This is a genomic window from Streptomyces sp. NPDC050485 (assembly GCF_044458185.1).
Lineage (GTDB): Bacteria > Actinomycetota > Actinomycetes > Streptomycetales > Streptomycetaceae > Streptomyces.
In genome coordinates this window covers 345,882-362,961 of record NZ_JBITHR010000008.1, presented here as the reverse complement: position 1 = coordinate 362,961, position 17,080 = coordinate 345,882, and the positions used below count along the sequence as shown (strand labels likewise).

At 71.8% G+C, this 17,080-nt stretch carries 16 protein-coding genes; 5 read left to right on the top strand and 11 right to left on the bottom strand.

Annotation, left to right across the window (positions count from 1 at the left end):
• Window positions 1-136: 136 nt before the first annotated feature.
• Complete coding sequence (locus ACIBK6_RS19515; protein ID WP_399052504.1) at window positions 137-1,291, bottom strand: glycerate kinase; 1,155 nt, start codon at window positions 1,289-1,291, stop codon at window positions 137-139.
• Between the two features lie 142 nt (window positions 1,292-1,433).
• Here ACIBK6_RS19515 and ACIBK6_RS19510 point away from each other — a divergent pair, with 142 nt between their 5' ends.
• Both ACIBK6_RS19510 and ACIBK6_RS19505 read left to right on the top strand, forming a co-directional pair.
• Window positions 1,434-3,146: a BCCT family transporter gene (locus ACIBK6_RS19510; protein WP_399052503.1), complete on the top strand. Its 1,713-nt coding sequence runs from the start codon at window positions 1,434-1,436 to the stop codon at window positions 3,144-3,146.
• A gap of 64 nt (window positions 3,147-3,210) precedes the next feature.
• Entirely contained in the window at window positions 3,211-3,711 is a 501-nt protein-coding gene (locus ACIBK6_RS19505; protein WP_399052502.1) for an NUDIX domain-containing protein, read from the top strand.
• Between the two features lie 292 nt (window positions 3,712-4,003).
• On the opposite strand, the gene ACIBK6_RS19500 is transcribed toward ACIBK6_RS19505, so the two are convergent.
• The 5 genes from ACIBK6_RS19500 to ACIBK6_RS19480 all read right to left on the bottom strand — a co-directional run bounded on the left by ACIBK6_RS19500 (window position 4,004) and on the right by ACIBK6_RS19480 (window position 8,141).
• Entirely contained in the window at window positions 4,004-4,558 is a 555-nt protein-coding gene (locus ACIBK6_RS19500; protein WP_399052501.1) for a hypothetical protein, read from the bottom strand.
• Window positions 4,559-4,685: 127 nt separating this feature from the next.
• Window positions 4,686-5,183 (bottom strand): methylated-DNA--[protein]-cysteine S-methyltransferase, encoded by a 498-nt coding sequence (locus tag ACIBK6_RS19495; RefSeq protein WP_399052500.1) that lies wholly within the window; start codon window positions 5,181-5,183, stop codon window positions 4,686-4,688.
• A 12-nt stretch (window positions 5,184-5,195) separates the two neighbouring features.
• Window positions 5,196-6,665 carry an AlkA N-terminal domain-containing protein gene (locus tag ACIBK6_RS19490; protein ID WP_399052515.1) on the bottom strand — a complete coding sequence of 490 codons (1,470 nt, stop codon included), beginning with the start codon at window positions 6,663-6,665 and terminating at the stop codon, window positions 5,196-5,198.
• Window positions 6,666-6,912: 247 nt separating this feature from the next.
• Window positions 6,913-7,443 carry a chloramphenicol phosphotransferase CPT gene (gene cpt, locus ACIBK6_RS19485; protein ID WP_399052514.1) on the bottom strand — a complete coding sequence of 177 codons (531 nt, stop codon included), beginning with the start codon at window positions 7,441-7,443 and terminating at the stop codon, window positions 6,913-6,915.
• 104 nt (window positions 7,444-7,547) lie between these two features.
• Complete coding sequence (locus ACIBK6_RS19480) at window positions 7,548-8,141, bottom strand: hypothetical protein (RefSeq protein ID WP_399052499.1); 594 nt, start codon at window positions 8,139-8,141, stop codon at window positions 7,548-7,550.
• Between the two features lie 39 nt (window positions 8,142-8,180).
• On the opposite strand from ACIBK6_RS19480, the gene ACIBK6_RS19475 reads away from it, so the two are divergent.
• Window positions 8,181-9,224 carry an alcohol dehydrogenase catalytic domain-containing protein gene (locus ACIBK6_RS19475; protein ID WP_399052498.1) on the top strand — a complete coding sequence of 348 codons (1,044 nt, stop codon included), beginning with the start codon at window positions 8,181-8,183 and terminating at the stop codon, window positions 9,222-9,224.
• A gap of 39 nt (window positions 9,225-9,263) precedes the next feature.
• On the opposite strand, the gene ACIBK6_RS19470 is transcribed toward ACIBK6_RS19475, so the two are convergent.
• A complete protein-coding gene (locus ACIBK6_RS19470) occupies window positions 9,264-9,785 on the bottom strand; it encodes an O-acetyl-ADP-ribose deacetylase (RefSeq protein WP_399052497.1) in 522 nt (173 codons plus the stop codon).
• A complete protein-coding gene (locus ACIBK6_RS19465) occupies window positions 9,782-11,206 on the bottom strand; it encodes a phytoene desaturase family protein (RefSeq protein WP_399052496.1) in 1,425 nt (474 codons plus the stop codon). The genes ACIBK6_RS19470 and ACIBK6_RS19465 overlap by 4 nt, the downstream gene beginning before the upstream one ends.
• A gap of 119 nt (window positions 11,207-11,325) precedes the next feature.
• Here ACIBK6_RS19465 and ACIBK6_RS19460 point away from each other — a divergent pair, with 119 nt between their 5' ends.
• Window positions 11,326-12,108, top strand: a complete 783-nt coding sequence (locus tag ACIBK6_RS19460; protein ID WP_399052513.1) for a nucleotidyltransferase domain-containing protein — start codon at window positions 11,326-11,328, stop codon at window positions 12,106-12,108.
• A gap of 105 nt (window positions 12,109-12,213) precedes the next feature.
• Here the strand turns inward: ACIBK6_RS19460 and ACIBK6_RS19455 are convergent, their stop codons facing one another.
• Entirely contained in the window at window positions 12,214-13,041 is an 828-nt protein-coding gene (locus ACIBK6_RS19455; RefSeq protein ID WP_399052495.1) for an inositol monophosphatase family protein, read from the bottom strand.
• Between the two features lie 190 nt (window positions 13,042-13,231).
• Between ACIBK6_RS19455 and ACIBK6_RS19450 the strand changes: the two genes are divergently transcribed.
• Window positions 13,232-14,287: a biotin/lipoate A/B protein ligase family protein gene (locus tag ACIBK6_RS19450; RefSeq protein ID WP_399052494.1), complete on the top strand. Its 1,056-nt coding sequence runs from the start codon at window positions 13,232-13,234 to the stop codon at window positions 14,285-14,287.
• Between the two features lie 23 nt (window positions 14,288-14,310).
• Here ACIBK6_RS19450 and ACIBK6_RS19445 read toward each other — a convergent pair whose 3' ends face one another.
• Together ACIBK6_RS19445 and ACIBK6_RS19440 are read right to left on the bottom strand one after the other, a co-directional pair.
• Window positions 14,311-15,819: an NCS1 family nucleobase:cation symporter-1 gene (locus tag ACIBK6_RS19445; protein WP_399052493.1), complete on the bottom strand. Its 1,509-nt coding sequence runs from the start codon at window positions 15,817-15,819 to the stop codon at window positions 14,311-14,313.
• Between the two features lie 256 nt (window positions 15,820-16,075).
• Window positions 16,076-17,047 carry a glycosyltransferase family 2 protein gene (locus ACIBK6_RS19440; protein ID WP_399052492.1) on the bottom strand — a complete coding sequence of 324 codons (972 nt, stop codon included), beginning with the start codon at window positions 17,045-17,047 and terminating at the stop codon, window positions 16,076-16,078.
• Between the last annotated feature and the right edge of the window lie 33 nt (window positions 17,048-17,080).

Sequence of the window (17,080 nt, the reverse complement as noted above, 5' to 3'; positions counted from 1 at the left end):
ACCCACACCCCATACGACAACGTCGGCCTTCAAGACCACAACCAGGTCCTGAAGGCCGACGTCACGCGAACCCCCGGATTAACCAACAGCATCCGATCACTCACGCCGGGGGCCGTGCCGTTTGTCGTGCGAGGTGCTACCGCAGGAAGTCCTGCGCGATGTTCTGGGCGACGCGCTCCAGGAGCGGGCCCGCGTTGGCGATGCACCGGGCCGGGTCCGGTTCCAGATCGGTCAGCGGGTAGGCGCGGCGGATGCCCGCGTCGCCGAGCTGCTTCGGCTGGAGGGCGAGGCGGCCGCATACCGCGACGACCTCGATGCCGGCCGCGCGCGCCGCGGCGGCGACGCCCGCCGGCGCCTTGCCGTGCAGGGTCTGCTCGTCGAGCGAGCCTTCGCCGGTGATCACCAGGGTGGCCCGGGCCAGCGCGGGCGCGAAGCCGAGCACGTCGAGCATGACCTCGATGCCGGGCCGGAAGGCGGCGTCCAGCGCGACCAGCGCGCCGTAGCCGATGCCGCCTGCCGCGCCGGCGCCCGGGGCGAGCGCCGCCTCGGCGGCCTTCGCACCGAGCGCGCCTTCGAGGACCTTGGCGTAGTGGGCCAGGGCCGCGTCCAGGGTCGCCACGTCCTCGGGCGTGGCACCCTTCTGCGGGCCGTAGACCGCGGGGGCACCCTTCGGGCCGGTCAGCGGGTTGTCGACATCGCTGGCGAGCACGAGCTCCACGCCCTCGAAGCGCGGGTCGAGACCCGAGAAGTCGGCCGTCGCGAGGCCGGCGAGCGCACCGCCGCCGGGACCGACGGGCTCGCCCGAGGCGTCCAGGAAACGGGCACCCAGCGCGGCCAGCATGCCCGCGCCGCCGTCCGTCGTCGCGCTGCCGCCGACGCCGAACACGATGGTCGCCGCGCCCGCGTCGAGCGCGGCGAGCAGCAGCTCCCCGGAGCCGTACGTGGTGGCGGTGAGCGCCGCGAAGACGCCCTCGGGAAGGTGCTGGAGCCCGGAGGCCTCCGCCATCTCGACCACGGCGACACCGTCGCGTACCGCGTAGGCGGCGGTCACCGGGGTGCCGAGCGGCCCGGTGACCCGCGCCTCGCATCGCTCGAATCCGGCCGCCACCGCGGCCGCCACCGTGCCGTCGCCGCCGTCGGCGACCGGCAGGGTCTCCACCCGCAGATCCGGGACGACCCGCCGCAGCCCGGCCGTCACCCGCTCCGCGACCTGTACGGCCGTGAGTGAGCCCTTGAACTTGTCCGCCGCTACGAGTACGCGGGCGGTCTCCAAAACTGCGCCGTCCGTCACCTTGCTATCCCTTGCTTTCGAACAGGCAGTCGCGCCGCTTCAGACCCTATCCGCCCGGCGCACGCCTGCCCATAGCTGACAGGTCCCACGGACGGCGCGCCACCCCACAAAATGCATACATTCCACACCATAGTGGGGCGCCATGAGGAGCGATTCGATCGATCATTCCGCCTCGGGCCCACCGCCGGGCGGCCCCGCCCCGGCATCCGACCCCTCCCCCGACCGCGCCGTCATCGCCATCGGTGTGGTCGCCGTGGCGGCCGTGGTCGCCTGGGCGGCGCTGGGCAAGAGCTCCTTCGACAGCGCCTCATCGACGGCGCTCGCCTGGGTGCTCGACAACTTCGCCTGGCTCTTCGTGGTCGCCGCCGACACCTTCCTCGTGCTGTGCGTGGTCCTCGCGATCAGCCGGTACGGGCGGATCAGGCTGGGCGCCGACGATGCCGAGCCGGAGTTCACCAACCTGGCCTGGATCGCGATGATGTTCAGCGCCGGCATGGGCATCGGCCTGATGTTCTACGGAGTCGGCGAGCCGCTCACCCACTTTCTGACCCCTCCTCCGGGCGGCGCCAGGAGCGGCACGGGCGACGCGGCGCGCACCGCGCTGGAGTACTCGTTCTTCCACTGGACGCTCACCCCCTGGGCGATCTACGGCATCGCGGGGCTGGCGCTGGCCTACGCGGGGTTCCGCAAGGGACGCGGCAACCGGCTCTCCTCGGCGTTCGTGCCGCTCATGGGCGAGCCGCGGGCGGCCGGCTGGCCCGGCAGGTGCATCGACCTGCTCGCGGTCTTCGCGACCGTCTTCGGCACCGCGACCAGCCTGGGCCTGGGCGCCCTCCAGGTCGCCGAGGGCCTCGACATCACCTCGAACGTAACCAATTCGCAGACGACACAACTCGTCATCATCGCCTCGCTCTCGGCGGCCTTCGTGCTCTCCGCGTTCTCGGGTCTGCACAAGGGGGTGAAGTGGCTGTCCACCATCAACATCGTGCTCGCCGCGCTCCTGATGGCCTTCGTCTTCCTGCTCGGCCCCACCGTCTACATCCTCGACACCGTCCCGGCCTCCATCGGCGGCTATCTGCACGATCTGCTCCCCATGGCCAGCCGCACCGGCGCGTTCACCGACCGCGCGTGGCTGGGCGCCTGGACGATCTTCTACTGGGCGTGGTGGCTGTCCTGGGCGCCGTTCGTCGGCACCTTCATCGCCCGGATCTCGCGCGGCCGCACCATCCGCGAGTTCCTCATCGGGGTGCTGCTGGTGCCCAGCGGCGCGACCGTCATCTGGTTCTGCGTCATGGGCGGCACGGCGATCCGGCTCGAATCCACCGGCGCCGCCGACCTCGCGGGCGCGGTGAAGAACGGCGCCGAGGCCTCGCTCTTCGCGATGCTGGACGCGCTGCCCATCGGCACGGTCACCTCGTACATCGCGATGGCCCTGGTGATGACCTACTTCGTCACCAGCGCGGACTCGGCCTCGCTCGTGATGGGCTCGCTCACCAGTCGCGGCTCCCTGCACCCGCCGACGTGGCTGGTGGTGATGTGGGGCGTGCTGATGGCGGCGGTCGCGGCGGTGCTGCTCGTCGCGGGCGGCCTCAAGTCCCTCCAGACGGCGACGATCCTGGTCGCGCTGCCCTTCGTGCTCGTGATGCTGGGCCTGTGCTGGTCGCTGGTGAAGGAGCTGCGCGAGGACCCGGGCGCGGGGCCCTCCCGCCACGGCGCGCTGCACGGGCTCGGTGACGCGGTACGGGCGATGGTCGGCGACGCGATCACCGAGCAGGGTCCCGCCCTGCACCACCGGCTGCGCCGGGCCGCCAAGTCCCGTACGGGCGAGGACGGTTCGGGCACACCGGAGGCCTGACGGGGGCGGGCACAGGCGTTGGCCACGGCTCCGGCGGCCCCCGCGCGCCCCCTAACCTGGCCACGTGACCGACAACATCAGCAACGACTACGCCACCTACATCGCCGGCCTCCCCCGCGTCCTCGCCGGAGCCGCCGCCCTGTTCCGCGACGCCGAGGGCCGGGTACTGCTCGTCGAGCCCAACTACCGCGAAGGATGGGCGCTGCCCGGCGGCACCATCGAGTCCGACACCGAGGAGACCCCGCGCCAGGCGGCCCGCCGCGAGACCTTCGAGGAGATCGGCCTCGACGTGGAGCCGGGCCGACTGCTCGCGGTGGACTGGGCGCACGGCACGGCGCGCCCGCCGATCGTCGGCTACCTCTACGACGGCGGGGTGCTCGACGAGGAGCAGTTCAAGGCGATCCGGCTCCAGGAGGAGGAGCTGCTCTCGTGGCGCCTGGTACCGCGCGAAGAACTCACCGCCCACCTGTCCGGCGCACTGTACGGCCGCGTGCTCGCCGCGCTGGACGTCCTGTTGGAGGGCAGCGGGACGGTGGAGTTGGAGAATGGGCATCGGGTGGGGTGAGCGATCGGCGCACCCGGGGTGCGGGGCCCGGCTTCCATTGCCGGACGGGGCCCCGGCAGCGATTGTGGCTCGCGCCGTCGGTACGGCGGGCCCTGCCGTGGTGGTGGGTGTGCCCGGTTCTGGTCGGGACGGGTTCCGCTGGAAACGCACCCGAGACAGCATCCGGCACCAGGCTGACCCGGCCCTCCAGGCCGCCGCATGCGACAGAGGCGCTGCACACGGCCGTCGACCGAGCCCTCACCCGGCGAACCGCTGCGACGACGCCCACCACAGCCCGAATACTCCAAATCGCTCAGCTGCTGCGGTCGCGCAGGGTGTACCCGCCGTCGACCACCTTCGCGTCGGCGGCGGGTGCCATGCACTTGGTGAGCAGCGGGTCGCCCTTCTTGGTGGCTCCGGAGAGCCCGATCCGGGCCTGGCCCGTCTGCGGAACGTAGAAGCTCACGCCCATGCGGGTGTGCGGGTCCAGCATGGTGAGCCAGGGGTGGCCGGGGCTGGCGCGGACCAGGCGTCCGGTGACGGTGGCGGTGGGGCCGCCGGTGGTGAGGCAGTCGACCTGGAACTCGCCCCAGTAGAGCTTGCCGTCCTGGGCGTGCGAGATGCGGAAGGTGCCCCAGGAACGCTGCGGGATGCTGCCCACGGTGTACGTGGAGTGGGCGTCGACGGAGACCCGTACCTCCTGGTTCGCGACGGGGTAGTCCATGCGTGCGTCGCCCTTGAGCGAGGAGACGGTGGCGGTCTCCGGCCCGGGCGGTGAGGACGGGGCGGGCGCCGCGACGGCGACGGGCGCGGTGACGGCGGCCACGAGGGCGAGGAGGGCAGCGGCGCGCAGAGTTCTGTCCAGCATGTGGGGCTCCGTTCGGCGGGGCGTTGGAAGACCCCTCGATCATCGTCAACGCCCATGCGCCCAGGCATCGTTCGCAGGCAGGGTCCACCTCCGTCGCACGGCGGAGGCGGAGGCCCACCCGCTCCGCCTAGAAGAGCGCGTCCCCCGTCTCCCCCCGCTCGAACGCCAGCAGCCGCTGCTTGCGGTCGAGGCCGCCACCGTAGCCGGTGAGGCTGCCGTTGGCGCCGATGACGCGGTGGCAGGGCACGATGATGCCGACCGGGTTCTTGCCGTTGGCGAGGCCGACCGCGCGGGAGGCGTTCGGGTTGCCGAGGGCCTCGGCGAGCTCGCCGTAGGAGCGGGTCTCGCCGTACGGGATCTGCTGGAGCTGCGCCCAGACGCGCTGCTGGAACGGCGTGCCCTGAAGGTTCAAGTCCAGCTTGAATTCGGTGAGTTCACCGGCGAAGTACGCCTCCAGCTGGCGGACGGCCTCGGGGAAGGGGCCGTCCGGGTCGGGCTCGCCGAAGGTCTCCTCGGGCGGCCGGTGGCGCTGGCCCTCCATGTACAGGTGGCTCAGGACGCCGTCCGTGGCGACCAGGGTGAGCGGGCCGTAGGGGCTGCCGATGACCGTGTGGGTGATGTGCACGACTGAACTTCCTTATGCGGGAAGGTGGTTGATGGCATGGTCTTCCGTCGCCCAGAGGTACTGCACCGCGTAGGCCCGCCAGGGTCGCCAGGCGGTGGCGCGCGCGGTGAGCGCGGCGGGGGTGGACGGCAGTCCGAGGTTCTGGGCCGCCCGGCGCATGCCGAGGTCGGTGGGCAGGAAGGCGTCCGGGTCGCCGAGCGCCCGCATCGCGATCACCTCGACGGTCCAGGGGCCGAAGCCGGGCAGCGCCATGAGCTGGGTCCGCGCGAGGTCCCAGTCACTGTCGAGGCCGAGCTTCAGGGTTCCGTCGGCGAGCTCGGCGACCAGTGTGGTCAGGGTGGTGCGGCGGCTGCGCGGCAGGGCGAGCCGCTCCGGGTCGATCTCCGCGAGTTGGGCGGAGGTCGGGAAGAGGTGGGTGAGCCCGCCCGCCGGGTCGTCGATCGCCCGGCCGTGCGCGACGACGAGCCGGGCCGCGTGGGTGCGGGCGGCGGCCGTCGAGACCTGCTGGCCCAGCACCGCCCGTACGGCGAATTCGGCGGCGTCCACCGTGCGCGGCACACGGCGGCCCGGCGCCTTGTCGACCAGCGGAGCGAGCAGCGGATCGGTGCGCAGCCGGTCGTCCACGGCGACCGGGTCGGCGTCGAGGTCGAGCATCCAGCGGCAGCGGCTGATGGCGATGGTGAGATCGCGCAGATCGGTGAGGTGCAGTACGCACCCGATGTGTTCCGGCTGTGGGGTGAGCTCGGCGATGCCGTGACCGTACGGAAGCGACAGCGTGCGGCGGAAGGAGCCGTCGCGCCACTCCTCGACTCCGGGGACGCCGGTCGCGGCGAGGTGGCCGAAGAGGTTGTCGGGGTTGAGCGGGGCGCGGAAGGGCAGCCGGAGGGTGATCGCGCCGGGCGTCTGGTGGGCGATGCCCCGGGCGGCGCGGGCGCGCAGTTCGGTCGGGGCGAGCGCGAAGACTTCGCGGACGGTGTCGTTGAAGGTGCGGATCGACGAGAACCCGGCGGCGAAGGCGACCTCGGCCATGGGCAGCGGGGTCGTCTCGATGAGGAGCCGTGCGGTCTGGGCCCGCTGCGCCCTGGCCAGGGCGAGGGGGCCGGCGCCGAGTTCGGCGAGCAGTTGGCGTTCGATCTGGCGGGCGCTGTAGCCGAGGCGGGCCGCGAGGCCGGGGACGCCGTCGCGGTCGACCACTCCGTCCCTGATGAGGCGCATGGCCCGGGCGACGGTGTCGGCGCGGGCGTTCCACTCGGGCGAGCCGGGCGTGGTGTCGGGGCGGCACCGCTTGCAGGCCCGGAATCCGGCCTGCTGGCAGGCGGCCGCGCTCGGGTAGAAGGTCATGTTCTCGACCTTCGGCGGCACGACCGGGCAGCTGGGCCGGCAGTAGATGCGGGTGGTCAGGACGGCCGTGAAGAACCAGCCGTCAAAGCGCGCGTCCTTGGACTGGACGGCGCGTACGCAACGCTCGGTGTCGGTGTGCATCGGGGCGGGAGCGGCGGGGTGCATGGGTCAAGCATCGGGCACGGGCCCCCGCCCCGGCTGGCGAGAATCCGACATCGACCTTGCCGGGCCAGGGGCGAAGTGCGGCCCCGAGCAGCCCTGTGGGGCTCGTACGCGCCGAGGACGCGGGCAAACGCCTGGTAGGCCGTGCCATCGATGCCGTCGAACAGCACGAAGCGGATTCCCGTGAGCGGGGGCGCGCTGTGCGCGCGGGCGGCCGGGCCGTAGATCACCTGGCATGTACTGCGATGGCCCGTGCGCACTCCATCGATTCAGCACGCGCGGTGTCCACCTCCAGGTCATACGCCACGCCCTGGTGGACTACATCCGCCTGGGATGCGGCCATCCCGGTCATCCGATCGCCTCGTGCGACCTCACGACCTGCGGCAACCGCACCGTCACACCTGACGCCGACCCACAGCACCCGCAGTTCGCCCAAGGCCTTCTGCCATCGCTGCTGGCAGTCCGCTCCGCCGAGGAAGACCTCATCGAGGATGACCCGGGCGCCCGCACGGGCCATCGAGGCGACCCCCTCGATCCATGCCGCTTCCAGCGTGCGGAACTCCGGCCCGACGATCACCTCTCCGTCCGGAGCGAACTCGATCCCGCCATCCGACGCCCGCATGGACGCCGGCATCGCCTCAACCAGCGTGTCCGTCCCAAGGGCCAGCCACGGATCCGGCAGGACTGCCTGCAGACACCGGACGATCCCGGACTTCCCCGAACTGGAACCACCATTGAGAACGATCACCTGAGTCATCACCGCGCTACGGTAGAGGCACCGCGGCAACGCGCCAACCGGATTTCCGTGAACCTCGCACCGCCTGCCACGACCCGGTTGAACCTTCGTGGTCGGAGCACCGGCTAGGTGCGGGTCCGTCCGGTGGCGGGATGTGTGGTGGCTCGGGGGGGGGCGGTCATGTCGAGGAGGGTCATGGCGTCGTGGTCGGGGGTGCCGGGTTCGGCGACGTAGATGCCCAGGCGGTGGCCGGGGGTGCCTTCGAGTTGCATGCCCTGGAAGGCGAGGGTGATCTCGCCGACCTGGGAGTGGTGGAAGGTCTTCGATTTCTGCGCGTGGCCGGCTCGGGCGACGTCGTAACGGTCCCAGAGTCTGGCGAAGTCGGGGCTTTTCAGGAGGAGTTCGCCGATGAGTCCGGCCAGGTCCGGGGCGTCGGGGTCGGTTCCGGCCAGGGCGCGCAGGCGGGCGACGCAGCCGCGGATCTGGGCGGTCCAGTCGGCGTAGAGGTCGCGCGACTGGGGGTGGAGGAAGAGGTAGCGGGCGAGGTTGCGCTGCCGGACCGGCCAGTTCTCGATGCCGGTGTACAGCGCGAGCGCGCCGGGGTTGGCGGCGAGCAGGTCCAGGGTGCGGCTGGTGACGTAGGCCGGGCTCGGGCGCAGGTTCTCCAGCAGCAGTCTGACCTTGGGGCTCACCGTGCGGCTGGGGGCGGCCGGGGGCACCGGTGCGTGGTGGGCGGCGCGGATCGCGAGGTTGCGCAGGTGGTTCTGCTCGTCCTCGTCCAGCTTGAGGGCGCGGCCGAGGGCCTCGACGACGGCCAGGCTGGGGCGGGTCTCCAGCAGCCCAGCGACGCGGTCATCCGCATCGTGGTCGGCTGCGTGTGCGGCAGCGACCTGTGGCCCTACAAGTCCCAGCCGCTCACCGACAACCCCCGCCACATGGGGCACGAGTTCATCGGCGTGGTCGAGGAGACCGGCGCCGAGGTGAAGAACTTCAAGGCCGGCGACCTGGTCGTGGTCCCGTTCACCTATTCGGACGGTACGTGCGAGAACTGCCGCCGGGGCCTGACGACCTCCTGCCGCCACGGCGGGCCCTGGGGTGTCGGCGGCGTCGACGGCGGCCAGGGCGAGGCCGCCCGCATCCCGTGGGCGGACGGCACCCTGGTCAAGCTCCCGGTCGGCGAGCACTCCGAGCTGCTGCCCGATCTGCTCACCCTCTCCGATGTGCTGTGCACCGACTACCACGCCGCCCGCACCGCCGGGGTGAAGGCCGGAGACAGCGTCACCGTCATCGGCGACGGCGCGGTCGGCCTGTCCGCGGTCATCTCCGCGAAGCTGCTCGGCGCCGAAAGGATCGTCCTGATGGGCCGCCGCACGAAGCCCACCGACCTCGGGCGCGAGTTCGGCGCCACCGACGTGGTCGCCGGACGCGGGGAGGACGGCGTCGCCGCCGTGCGCGAACTGACCGGTGGCTTCGGCACCGACCGGGTGCTGGAGTGCGTCGGTCTCAAGGATGCCCTCGTCCAGGCCGCCGGTGTGGTCCGCGACGGCGGCGTCATCAGCCGCGTCGGCGCCCCGCAGTACCCAGAAGTGCCTTTCGGGTTCCCCGAGTTCCTGCGCAACATCACCCTCACCGGCGGGGTGGCGCCCTCCCGCGCCTACATGGACGAGCTCATGCCGCACATCCTGAATGGCGAGATCCACCCCGGCCGGGTTTTCGACCGCACCGTCTCCCTGGACGACGTCGCCGAGGGCTACCGCCTGATGAACGACCGCGAGGCCCTCAAGGTCCTCGTCCGCCCCTGACAAGGGCACCCCGAGCGCGGCGCCGCCCGCCCTGCACCGTCAGCTCAGTCGCTTGGCGAAGGCCTCGTAGGCCCGCTCGTCGAAGAGGACGAACCTGACCTCTTCAACCGCCGTCTCCGCGCCCCGCACCGTCTCCACCGCGATACGAGCAGCGTCCTCCATCGGCCACCCGTACGCACCGGTGGAGATCGCTGGGAACGCGATCGTCCGCGCACCCAACTCGTCAGCCAGACGGAGGGACTCCCGATAGCAGGAGGCGAGCAGCGACGGGTCGCCGCCGGAAGCCTGCCAGACCGGGCCGACGGTGTGGATCACATGCCGCGCGTGCAGCCGCCCGGCGGTGGTGGCGACCGCCTGGCCGGTCGCCAGGCCTTTGCCGTACTGGGAGGCGCGCAGCCTGCGGCAGTCCTCAAGGATGGCGGGCCCGCCGCGGCGGTGGATCGCGCCGTCCACGCCGCCGCCACCGAGCAGCGAGGAATTGGCCGCGTTGACGATCACGTCCACCGACTGCTCGGTGATGTCGCCGCGCACCAGCACGATGGCCGCCCGGGACGAGCTCATCGCCGATCGGCCTTGCGCAGGCTCCGCCACACGGCCTTCGCCGCGTTGTGGCCGGACATTCCGTGCACACCGGGGCCCGGCCAGGTGGCCGAGGAGCACAGGAACACCGAAGGGTGCCGTGTCGCGTACGGGAATAGGGAGATCTTCGGGCGGAGCAGCAGCTGGATGCCGCGGGCCGCGCCGCAGGCGATGTCGCCGCCGACGTAGTTGGCGTTGCGCGCGGCGAGCTGGGGCGGGCCCGCCGTCGCCCGGGCGAGGACACGGTCGCGGAAGCCGGGGGCGAAGCGCTCGATCTGCCGCTCCATGGCGTCCGTGAGATCGCCCTCCCACCCGTTGGGCACGTGTCCGTACGCCCAGAACACCTGCTTGCCTTCGGGTGCGCGGGACGGGTCGACCAGGCTGGGCTGGGCGGTGATCAGGAAGGGCGTCTCGGGGGCGGTGCCGCCGGAGGCCTGGTTCAGGGCGGTGCCGATGTCGCGGCTGGAGGGGCCGATCTGGACGGTCCCGGCGAGTCTGGCCTCCTTCGCCGTCCACGGAACGGGCCCGTCCAGGGCGTAATCGATCTTGAAGACGGCGGCGCCGTATTTGTAGTGCTCGTACGCCCTGCCCAGGCCCGCGATCCGGGCGAGCGCGGTGGGCGAAGTGTCGAAGACGTAGGCGCGGGCCGGCGGCAGGTCGTCGAGCCGCTTGACCTCGAAGCCGGTGTGGACCACGCCGCCCAGGTCGCGCAGGTATCCGGCGAGGGCGTCGGAGATCGACTGGGAGCCGCCGCGCGGCAGCGGCCAGCCCTTCTCGTGCGCGGCCAGCGCGAAGAGCATGCCGACGCCGCCGGTGGCGAGGCCGCCCAGCGGGGCGATGACATGCGCGACGAGCCCGGCCATCAGGGCGCGCGCCCGGTCGTCCCGGAAGCGGCGCATCAGCCAGGTGTACGGCGGCAGGCCCACGGTCCCGAACCGGGCGAGCCCGATGGGGTCGCGCGGCAGCGCGGTGAGCGGCAGCGACATGAAGTCCCGTGCGAGGACGTCCCACTTGCCGTGGTAGGGGGCGAGCAGACGGCGGTACGTACCGGCGTCGCGCGGCCCGAAGGAGGCCGCGGTCTCGGCGACCGAGCGGGACAGCACGGCGGCCGTCCCGTCGTCGAAGGGGTGCGCCATCGGCAGCTCGGGGTGCAGCCACTCCAGCCCGTACCGGTCGAGCGGCATGTTCCGGAAGGCGGGCGAGCCGATGCCCAGCGGGTGGACCGCGGAGCACGGGTCGTGGCGGAAGCCGGGCAGGGTGAGCTCCTCGGTCCTGGCTCCGCCGCCCACGGTGTCCTTGGCCTCGAAGACCTCAACGCGCAAGCCCCTCCTGGCCAGTTCGACCGCAGCGGTCAGTCCATTGGGCCCCGCCCCCACGACGACGGCATCGATCATCGACGGCACCTCGGACTCCTCACGCCACGTCGGCCAAGACCCCCAGGATATTCCGGTGCACTGACAATCCGGCCCGGGGTAGCGTCCGGCCGGTGAACCCGCCCGCGCACTCCGCCTTCAGCCACCGTATGGCCGCCCTCGCCGAGCGGCTCACCGAGGTGCCCGGGGTGCGGGCCGTCGCCCTGGGCGGCAGCCGCGCCCGAGGCACCCACCGCCCGGACTCCGACTGGGACCTGGGCCTCTATTACCGCGGTGACCTGGACGTTCCCGCGCTGTCCCGGCTGGCCGCCGAGGTCACCGGTGCTCCGGTCGAGGTGGCCGGACCGGGCGGCTGGGGCCCCTGGGTGAACGGCGGCGCCTGGCTGACCCTCGACGGCGTCGCGGTCGACTGGATTCTGCGCGACCTGGACCGCGTCGAACGCGTCTGGACCGATTGTCTGGCAGGCCGGTACGAGGTCGGTGTCCAGCCCGGCCATCCGCTGGGCTTCTGGTCGCCCGCCTATCCGGGGGAGGTCGCCCTCGGACTCGTACTGGCCGATCCACAGGGTGAGTTGACGGATCTTCAGGAACAGACTCGTGTCTACCCGGAGCCGTTGCGCGCGGCGCTGGTCGCGGCGGCCTGGGAGGCGGAGTTCTCGGTGGCGGCCGCCCGGAAGTCCGCCGGTTTCGGCGACGCGCTGCATGTGTCGCTCTGTCTGTCCCGCGCGTTCGGCATTCTTGCCCAGTCGCTGCACGCCCACCACCGGCGCTGGCTGCTCAACGAGAAGGGAGCGCTGGCCTCGGCGGCCGCTCTGGACGCCGCCCCGGCCGGTTTCGCGGAGGGGACGGCGGCAGCGCTGCGTGCGCTGGACGCCGGGGCGGTCGAGCTGGCGGACGACTTGGTGCGGAAGGTGCGGGCAGCGCTCTCCTGACCCGCTTACCCACCGGACACCCCCTGGCCCCGCTCCCGGCCCGGGGCGAGCCGTGGCCCCGCCCCGCTCCCCCATGAGTGAGCCTCGGCTGAGTGAGCCTCGGCCTCACTCCCCCGCGAGCAGCCTCCGTACCAGCTCCGCCGTCGCCGCGTCGCGGGCCGCGGTGAACGGGAGCGCGTTGCCCCCGGTGATCCGGAACGGCTCGCCGGCGATCGTGGTCTGGGCGCCGCCCGCCTCGGTCACCAGGAGCAGCCCCGCCGCGTGGTCCCAGGCGTACTCCCAGGAGAACGCGAGGGCGTCCAGCTCGCCGCGGGCTATCGCCAGGTATTCGAGACCGGCCGATCCGCACGGCCGGGGCAGCACTCCGTCGGCCCGCAGGCCGAGCAAGGCGCGCTTCTGCTCGGGTGTCGTGTAGTCCGGGTGGGACGTGGCGACCTCGATGACCGCGCCGGGTTCGGGTGAACCGGCGTGCAGCGGTTCGCCGTTGAGGGTGGCGCCGCGGCCCCGGACGGCCACGGCCATCTCGTCAAGGGCCGGCGCGTACGTCCAGGAGGCCAGCAGCTCGCCGCGGTGGGCGAGGGCGACCAGGGTGCAGAATCCCGCTTCGCCGTGCACGAACTGGCGGGTGCCGTCCACCGGGTCGACGATCCACACCGGCGCGTCGCCGAGCAGCGCCTCGTACACCGCCGGGTCGGCGTGCACGGCCTCCTCGCCGACGACCACCGAGCCGGGAAGTATCGCGGTGAGCGCGGCGGTCAGATGCTCTTCCGCCAGCCGGTCGGCGACTGTGACGAGGTCGTGCGGGCCGTTCTTCTCGACCACCTCGTGCGAAGCGAGCTGCCGGAAGCGGGGCATGATCTCGACGGCGGCCGCCTTGCGGACCGCCTCTTCGACCGCTGCCGTACCACCTGCGAGAAAGCCTTCGTCGATCATGCGTCCAGCAAAGCACGCGGCACTGACAATCGGCGAGCCTCCCCCGACGAACCGGCCAACACCACGGGACATCGAGGTGAACGGGCCGCACGGGCCGAGAAGCGCCTCCCGGCCCGCGCACCGGTGCCGGGCCGGAATACCGCGGGTCCGATTACCGTTGAGCCCGCTCGGAGCAGATGGAGGCAAAACGGTGCACGGCGAATACAAGGTTCCCGGCGGCAAGCTCGTCGTGGTCGATCTGGGCACCCGCGACGGAGTCCTGCGGGACGTGACGGTCGCGGGCGACTTCTTCCTGGAGCCCGACGAGGCGATCCTGGCGATCAACCGGGCCCTGGAGGGCGCCCCGGCCGACACCGACGCGGCGGGGCTCGCGGCCCGCATCGACGCGGCGCTGCCGCCCGGCACCACCATGTACGGCCTGACCTCGGAGGGCGTCGCGGTCGCCGTGCGCCGGGCGCTGGCCCACGCCACCGACTGGAACGACTACGACTGGCAGCTCATCCACGAGGCCCCGCAGTCCCCCGCGCTCCACATGGCCCTGGACGAGGTCATCACCGCCGAGGTCGCGGCGGGCCGCCGTCCGCCCACCCTGCGCGTATGGGAGTGGGGCGCCCCCGCCGTCGTCATCGGCAGCTTCCAGTCGCTGCGCAACGAGGTCGACCCGGCGGGCGCCGAGCGCCACGGCATCACGGTCGTGCGGCGGATCAGCGGGGGCGGCGCCATGTTCATCGAGCCGGGCAACACGATCACGTACTCGCTGTCCGTGCCCGACGCCCTCGTGCAAGGCCTGTCCTTCGCGGACAGCTACGCCTACCTGGACGACTGGGTGCTCGGCGCGCTCGGCGACATGGGCGTCAAGGCCTGGTACCAGCCGCTGAACGACATCGCGACCGAGGCCGGGAAGATCGCGGGCGCGGCGCAGAAGCGGATGGTGGCGGACGACGGCGCGGTGCTGCACCACGTGACGATGGCGTACGACATCGACGCGGACAAGATGCTCGACGTGCTGCGCATCGGCAAGGAGAAGCTGTCCGACAAGGGCACGAAGAGCGCGAAGAAGCGCGTCGACCCGCTGCGGCGCCAGACCGGTCTGCCGCGCGAGGCCGTCATCGAGCGGATGATCGCCTCCTTCCGTTCCCGGTACGGCCTGTCCGAAGGCAGGGTCACGGCCGAGGAGATGACCCGGGCGCGGGAACTCGCGGCGACGAAGTTCAGCACCGAGGAGTGGACGGCGCGCGTGCCGTAGGCGCGGGCACCGGCCGCCTTCCGCTACCGCTGGCCGGCGCCGCGCGACGCGGAAGTCGTCCGGGCCGACAGCAGGACGTACAGCACCAGCGCAGACCCGAGCCCCACCGCCCAGCCGTAGTCCGCCAGGGGTTTCAGGAACGGGATCAAGCCGTCCGCGGGGAACGGGCCGAGCTTGGCTCCCTTCGCGTCCAGCGTGGAGTACGAGCCGCCCACCGCCAGCACGCCGCCGGCCAGGAAGGCGGCCACCGCCCGCCAGTTCCAGCCGCCGGTGTACCAGTAGCGGCCGCCCGGCCGGTACAGGTCGGCGACATCGAGGACCGTGCGGCGCACCACCCAGTAGTCGGCGATGAGGATCCCGGCGACCGTGCCGAGGAGCCCGCCCACGACGCCGAGCCAGGTGAAGATGTACAGCTCGGGAGTGGAGGTCAGCTTCCACGGGAGGATCACGACACCGATCACGCCCGTAAGGAGCGCGCCCCTGCGGAAGTTGATGAATTTCGGGGCGAGGTTCGCGAGATCGTACGCGGGTGAGACGACGTTCGCCGCCACGTTGACGGAGATGGTGGCGACCAGGACGGTCAGCAGCGCGAAGAGCAGGCCGAAGACGTTGTCGGTCTTGGCCACCAGGTCGACGGGGTTCCAGATCGGCGTCCCGTACACCGCCTGGGAACCGGAGGTGACCAGGACCGAGAGGAGCGCGAACGCCGTCATGGTCGTCGGCAGGCCGAGCGTCTGGCCCCAGACCTGGGCCCGCTGGCCCCTGCCGAAGCGGGTGAAGTCCGGGATGTTCAGCGACAGCGTGGCCCAGAACCCGATCATGCCCATGAGAGAGGGGAAGAACACCGGCCAGAAGCCGGGGCCCCAGCCGTGCTTGGAGGGCTGGTCTAGGAGCGGGCCGAAGCCGCCCGACTTGTGGGCGATCCAGCCGAGCAGGACCAGCGCGCCGACCAGGACGAAGGGCGCCGCCCAGTTCTCGAAGCGGCGCAGGGTGTCCATCCCCCGGTAGATGAGGGCGAGTTCGAGCGCCCAGAAGACGAGGAAGCAGACCCAGAGCGTCCACGGCTCGCCGCCGATGTGCGACACCTCGCTCCAGCCGCCGAAGATCTTGCCGAGCAGGACGAAGATGCCCTGCCCGCCGATCCAGGTCTGGATCCCGAACCAGCAGCAGGCGACGGCGGCGCGGATCATCGCGGGCAGGTTGGCGCCGCGCAGTCCGAACGAGGCGCGGGCGAGCACGGGGAACGGGATGCCGTACTTGGGGCCCGCATGCCCGGTCAGGAGCATCGGGACCAGAACGATCAGATTGGCGAGCGCGATGGTGAAGACCGCCTGCTTCCAGTCCATGCCGAGGGCGACCAGACCGGAAGCGAGCGTCCAGGAGGGGATGTTGTGCGCCATGCCGACCCAGAGGGCGGCGAAGTTGTACGTCGTCCAGCGGCGCTCCCCGGGCGGTACCGGCCGCAGGTCCTCATTGGCGAACCGGCTGTCCGGGCCGTCGGCGGTGGCGGGTATGGCGGTGGGGTCGGTCATGGGCAGGCCATTCGTTCGGGGGCGACGTGGGAGTCGAACGGGCCGTGCGTATAGAGGAGTTGATCGGCTGCGGGTCAGCGTAGGGCGGAGATGATCTGCTGACCATAGGCGTCGCCGACCGCCCCACCGGCGTATGGGCGTCGCCGACCGCCTCGCGGGCGTCGTGCATGGCGCACACCGCGAACCGGCCGACGCCGGGGGCGCGCGCCCCAACCCCCCGCCGCTGTTGTTCCTCTGCGAGCCCCCGGGCCCCTGTTCAGGAACCGCCGGCCGTGTCCTTCAGCAGCTCCGGTACGAAGTCCGTGCCGCGGGACGGCGCCGAGTACGTGAGGTGGGCGAGGCGGGCCTGTTCCTGGCGCATGTGCATGAACGACTCCAGGATGTACCCGACCAGCAGCACCAGCACCGCGATGATCATGATCGCGGCGGCCAGCACGGCGGTGGGGAGGCGCGGCACGGTGCCGGTCTTGATGAACTCGCTGACCAGCGGCAGCCCCAGGGCGAGCGAGACGAGGGTCAGCAGGCCGGCGATGACGGAGTGGAACAGCGAGGGGCGCTGGCGGCGGGCGAGGCCCAGGATGAGCTTCAGGATGCGCCAGCCGTCGCGGTAGGTGCGCAGCTTGCTGACGCTGCCGGCCGGGCGGTCCTTGAAGTCGACCTCCATCTCGGCGGTCGGCAGGCGCAGGCTCAGGGCGTGCACCGTCATCTCGGTCTCGGTCTCGAACTCCCGCGACAGCGCGGGGAAGGACTTGATGTAGCGGCGCGAGAAGACGCGGTAGCCACTGAGCATGTCGCTGACGTCGTTGCCGAACAGCGAGCGCACGGTGCCGGTGAGCATCTTGTTGCCGACCGCGTGGCCGGCCCGGTAGGCGGTGTCGACGATCTCCCGGCGGGCACCGACCACCTGGTCGTAGGGGCCCTCGAAGAGCAGGTCGACCATCTCGCGGGCGCGCGACGCGTCGTAGGTGTCGTCTCCGTCGATGATGAGGAGCGCGTCCGCCTCGATGTCGGCGAAGGCGCGGCGGATCACGTTGCCCTTGCCCTTGCGCGGCTCCTGCCGCACGACCGCGCCAGCCTTCAGGGCCTCGGCGACGGTGTCGTCTGTTGAGGCGTTGTCATACACGTAGATGACGGCCTCGGGGAGTGACGCGCGCAGGTCGCGGACGACCTTGCCGATCGCCGCCTCCTCGTTGTAGCAGGGAACGACACACGCAATCGCCGGATTCATCGGAGGTACCTCATCATGTGCAGCACTGGAGCG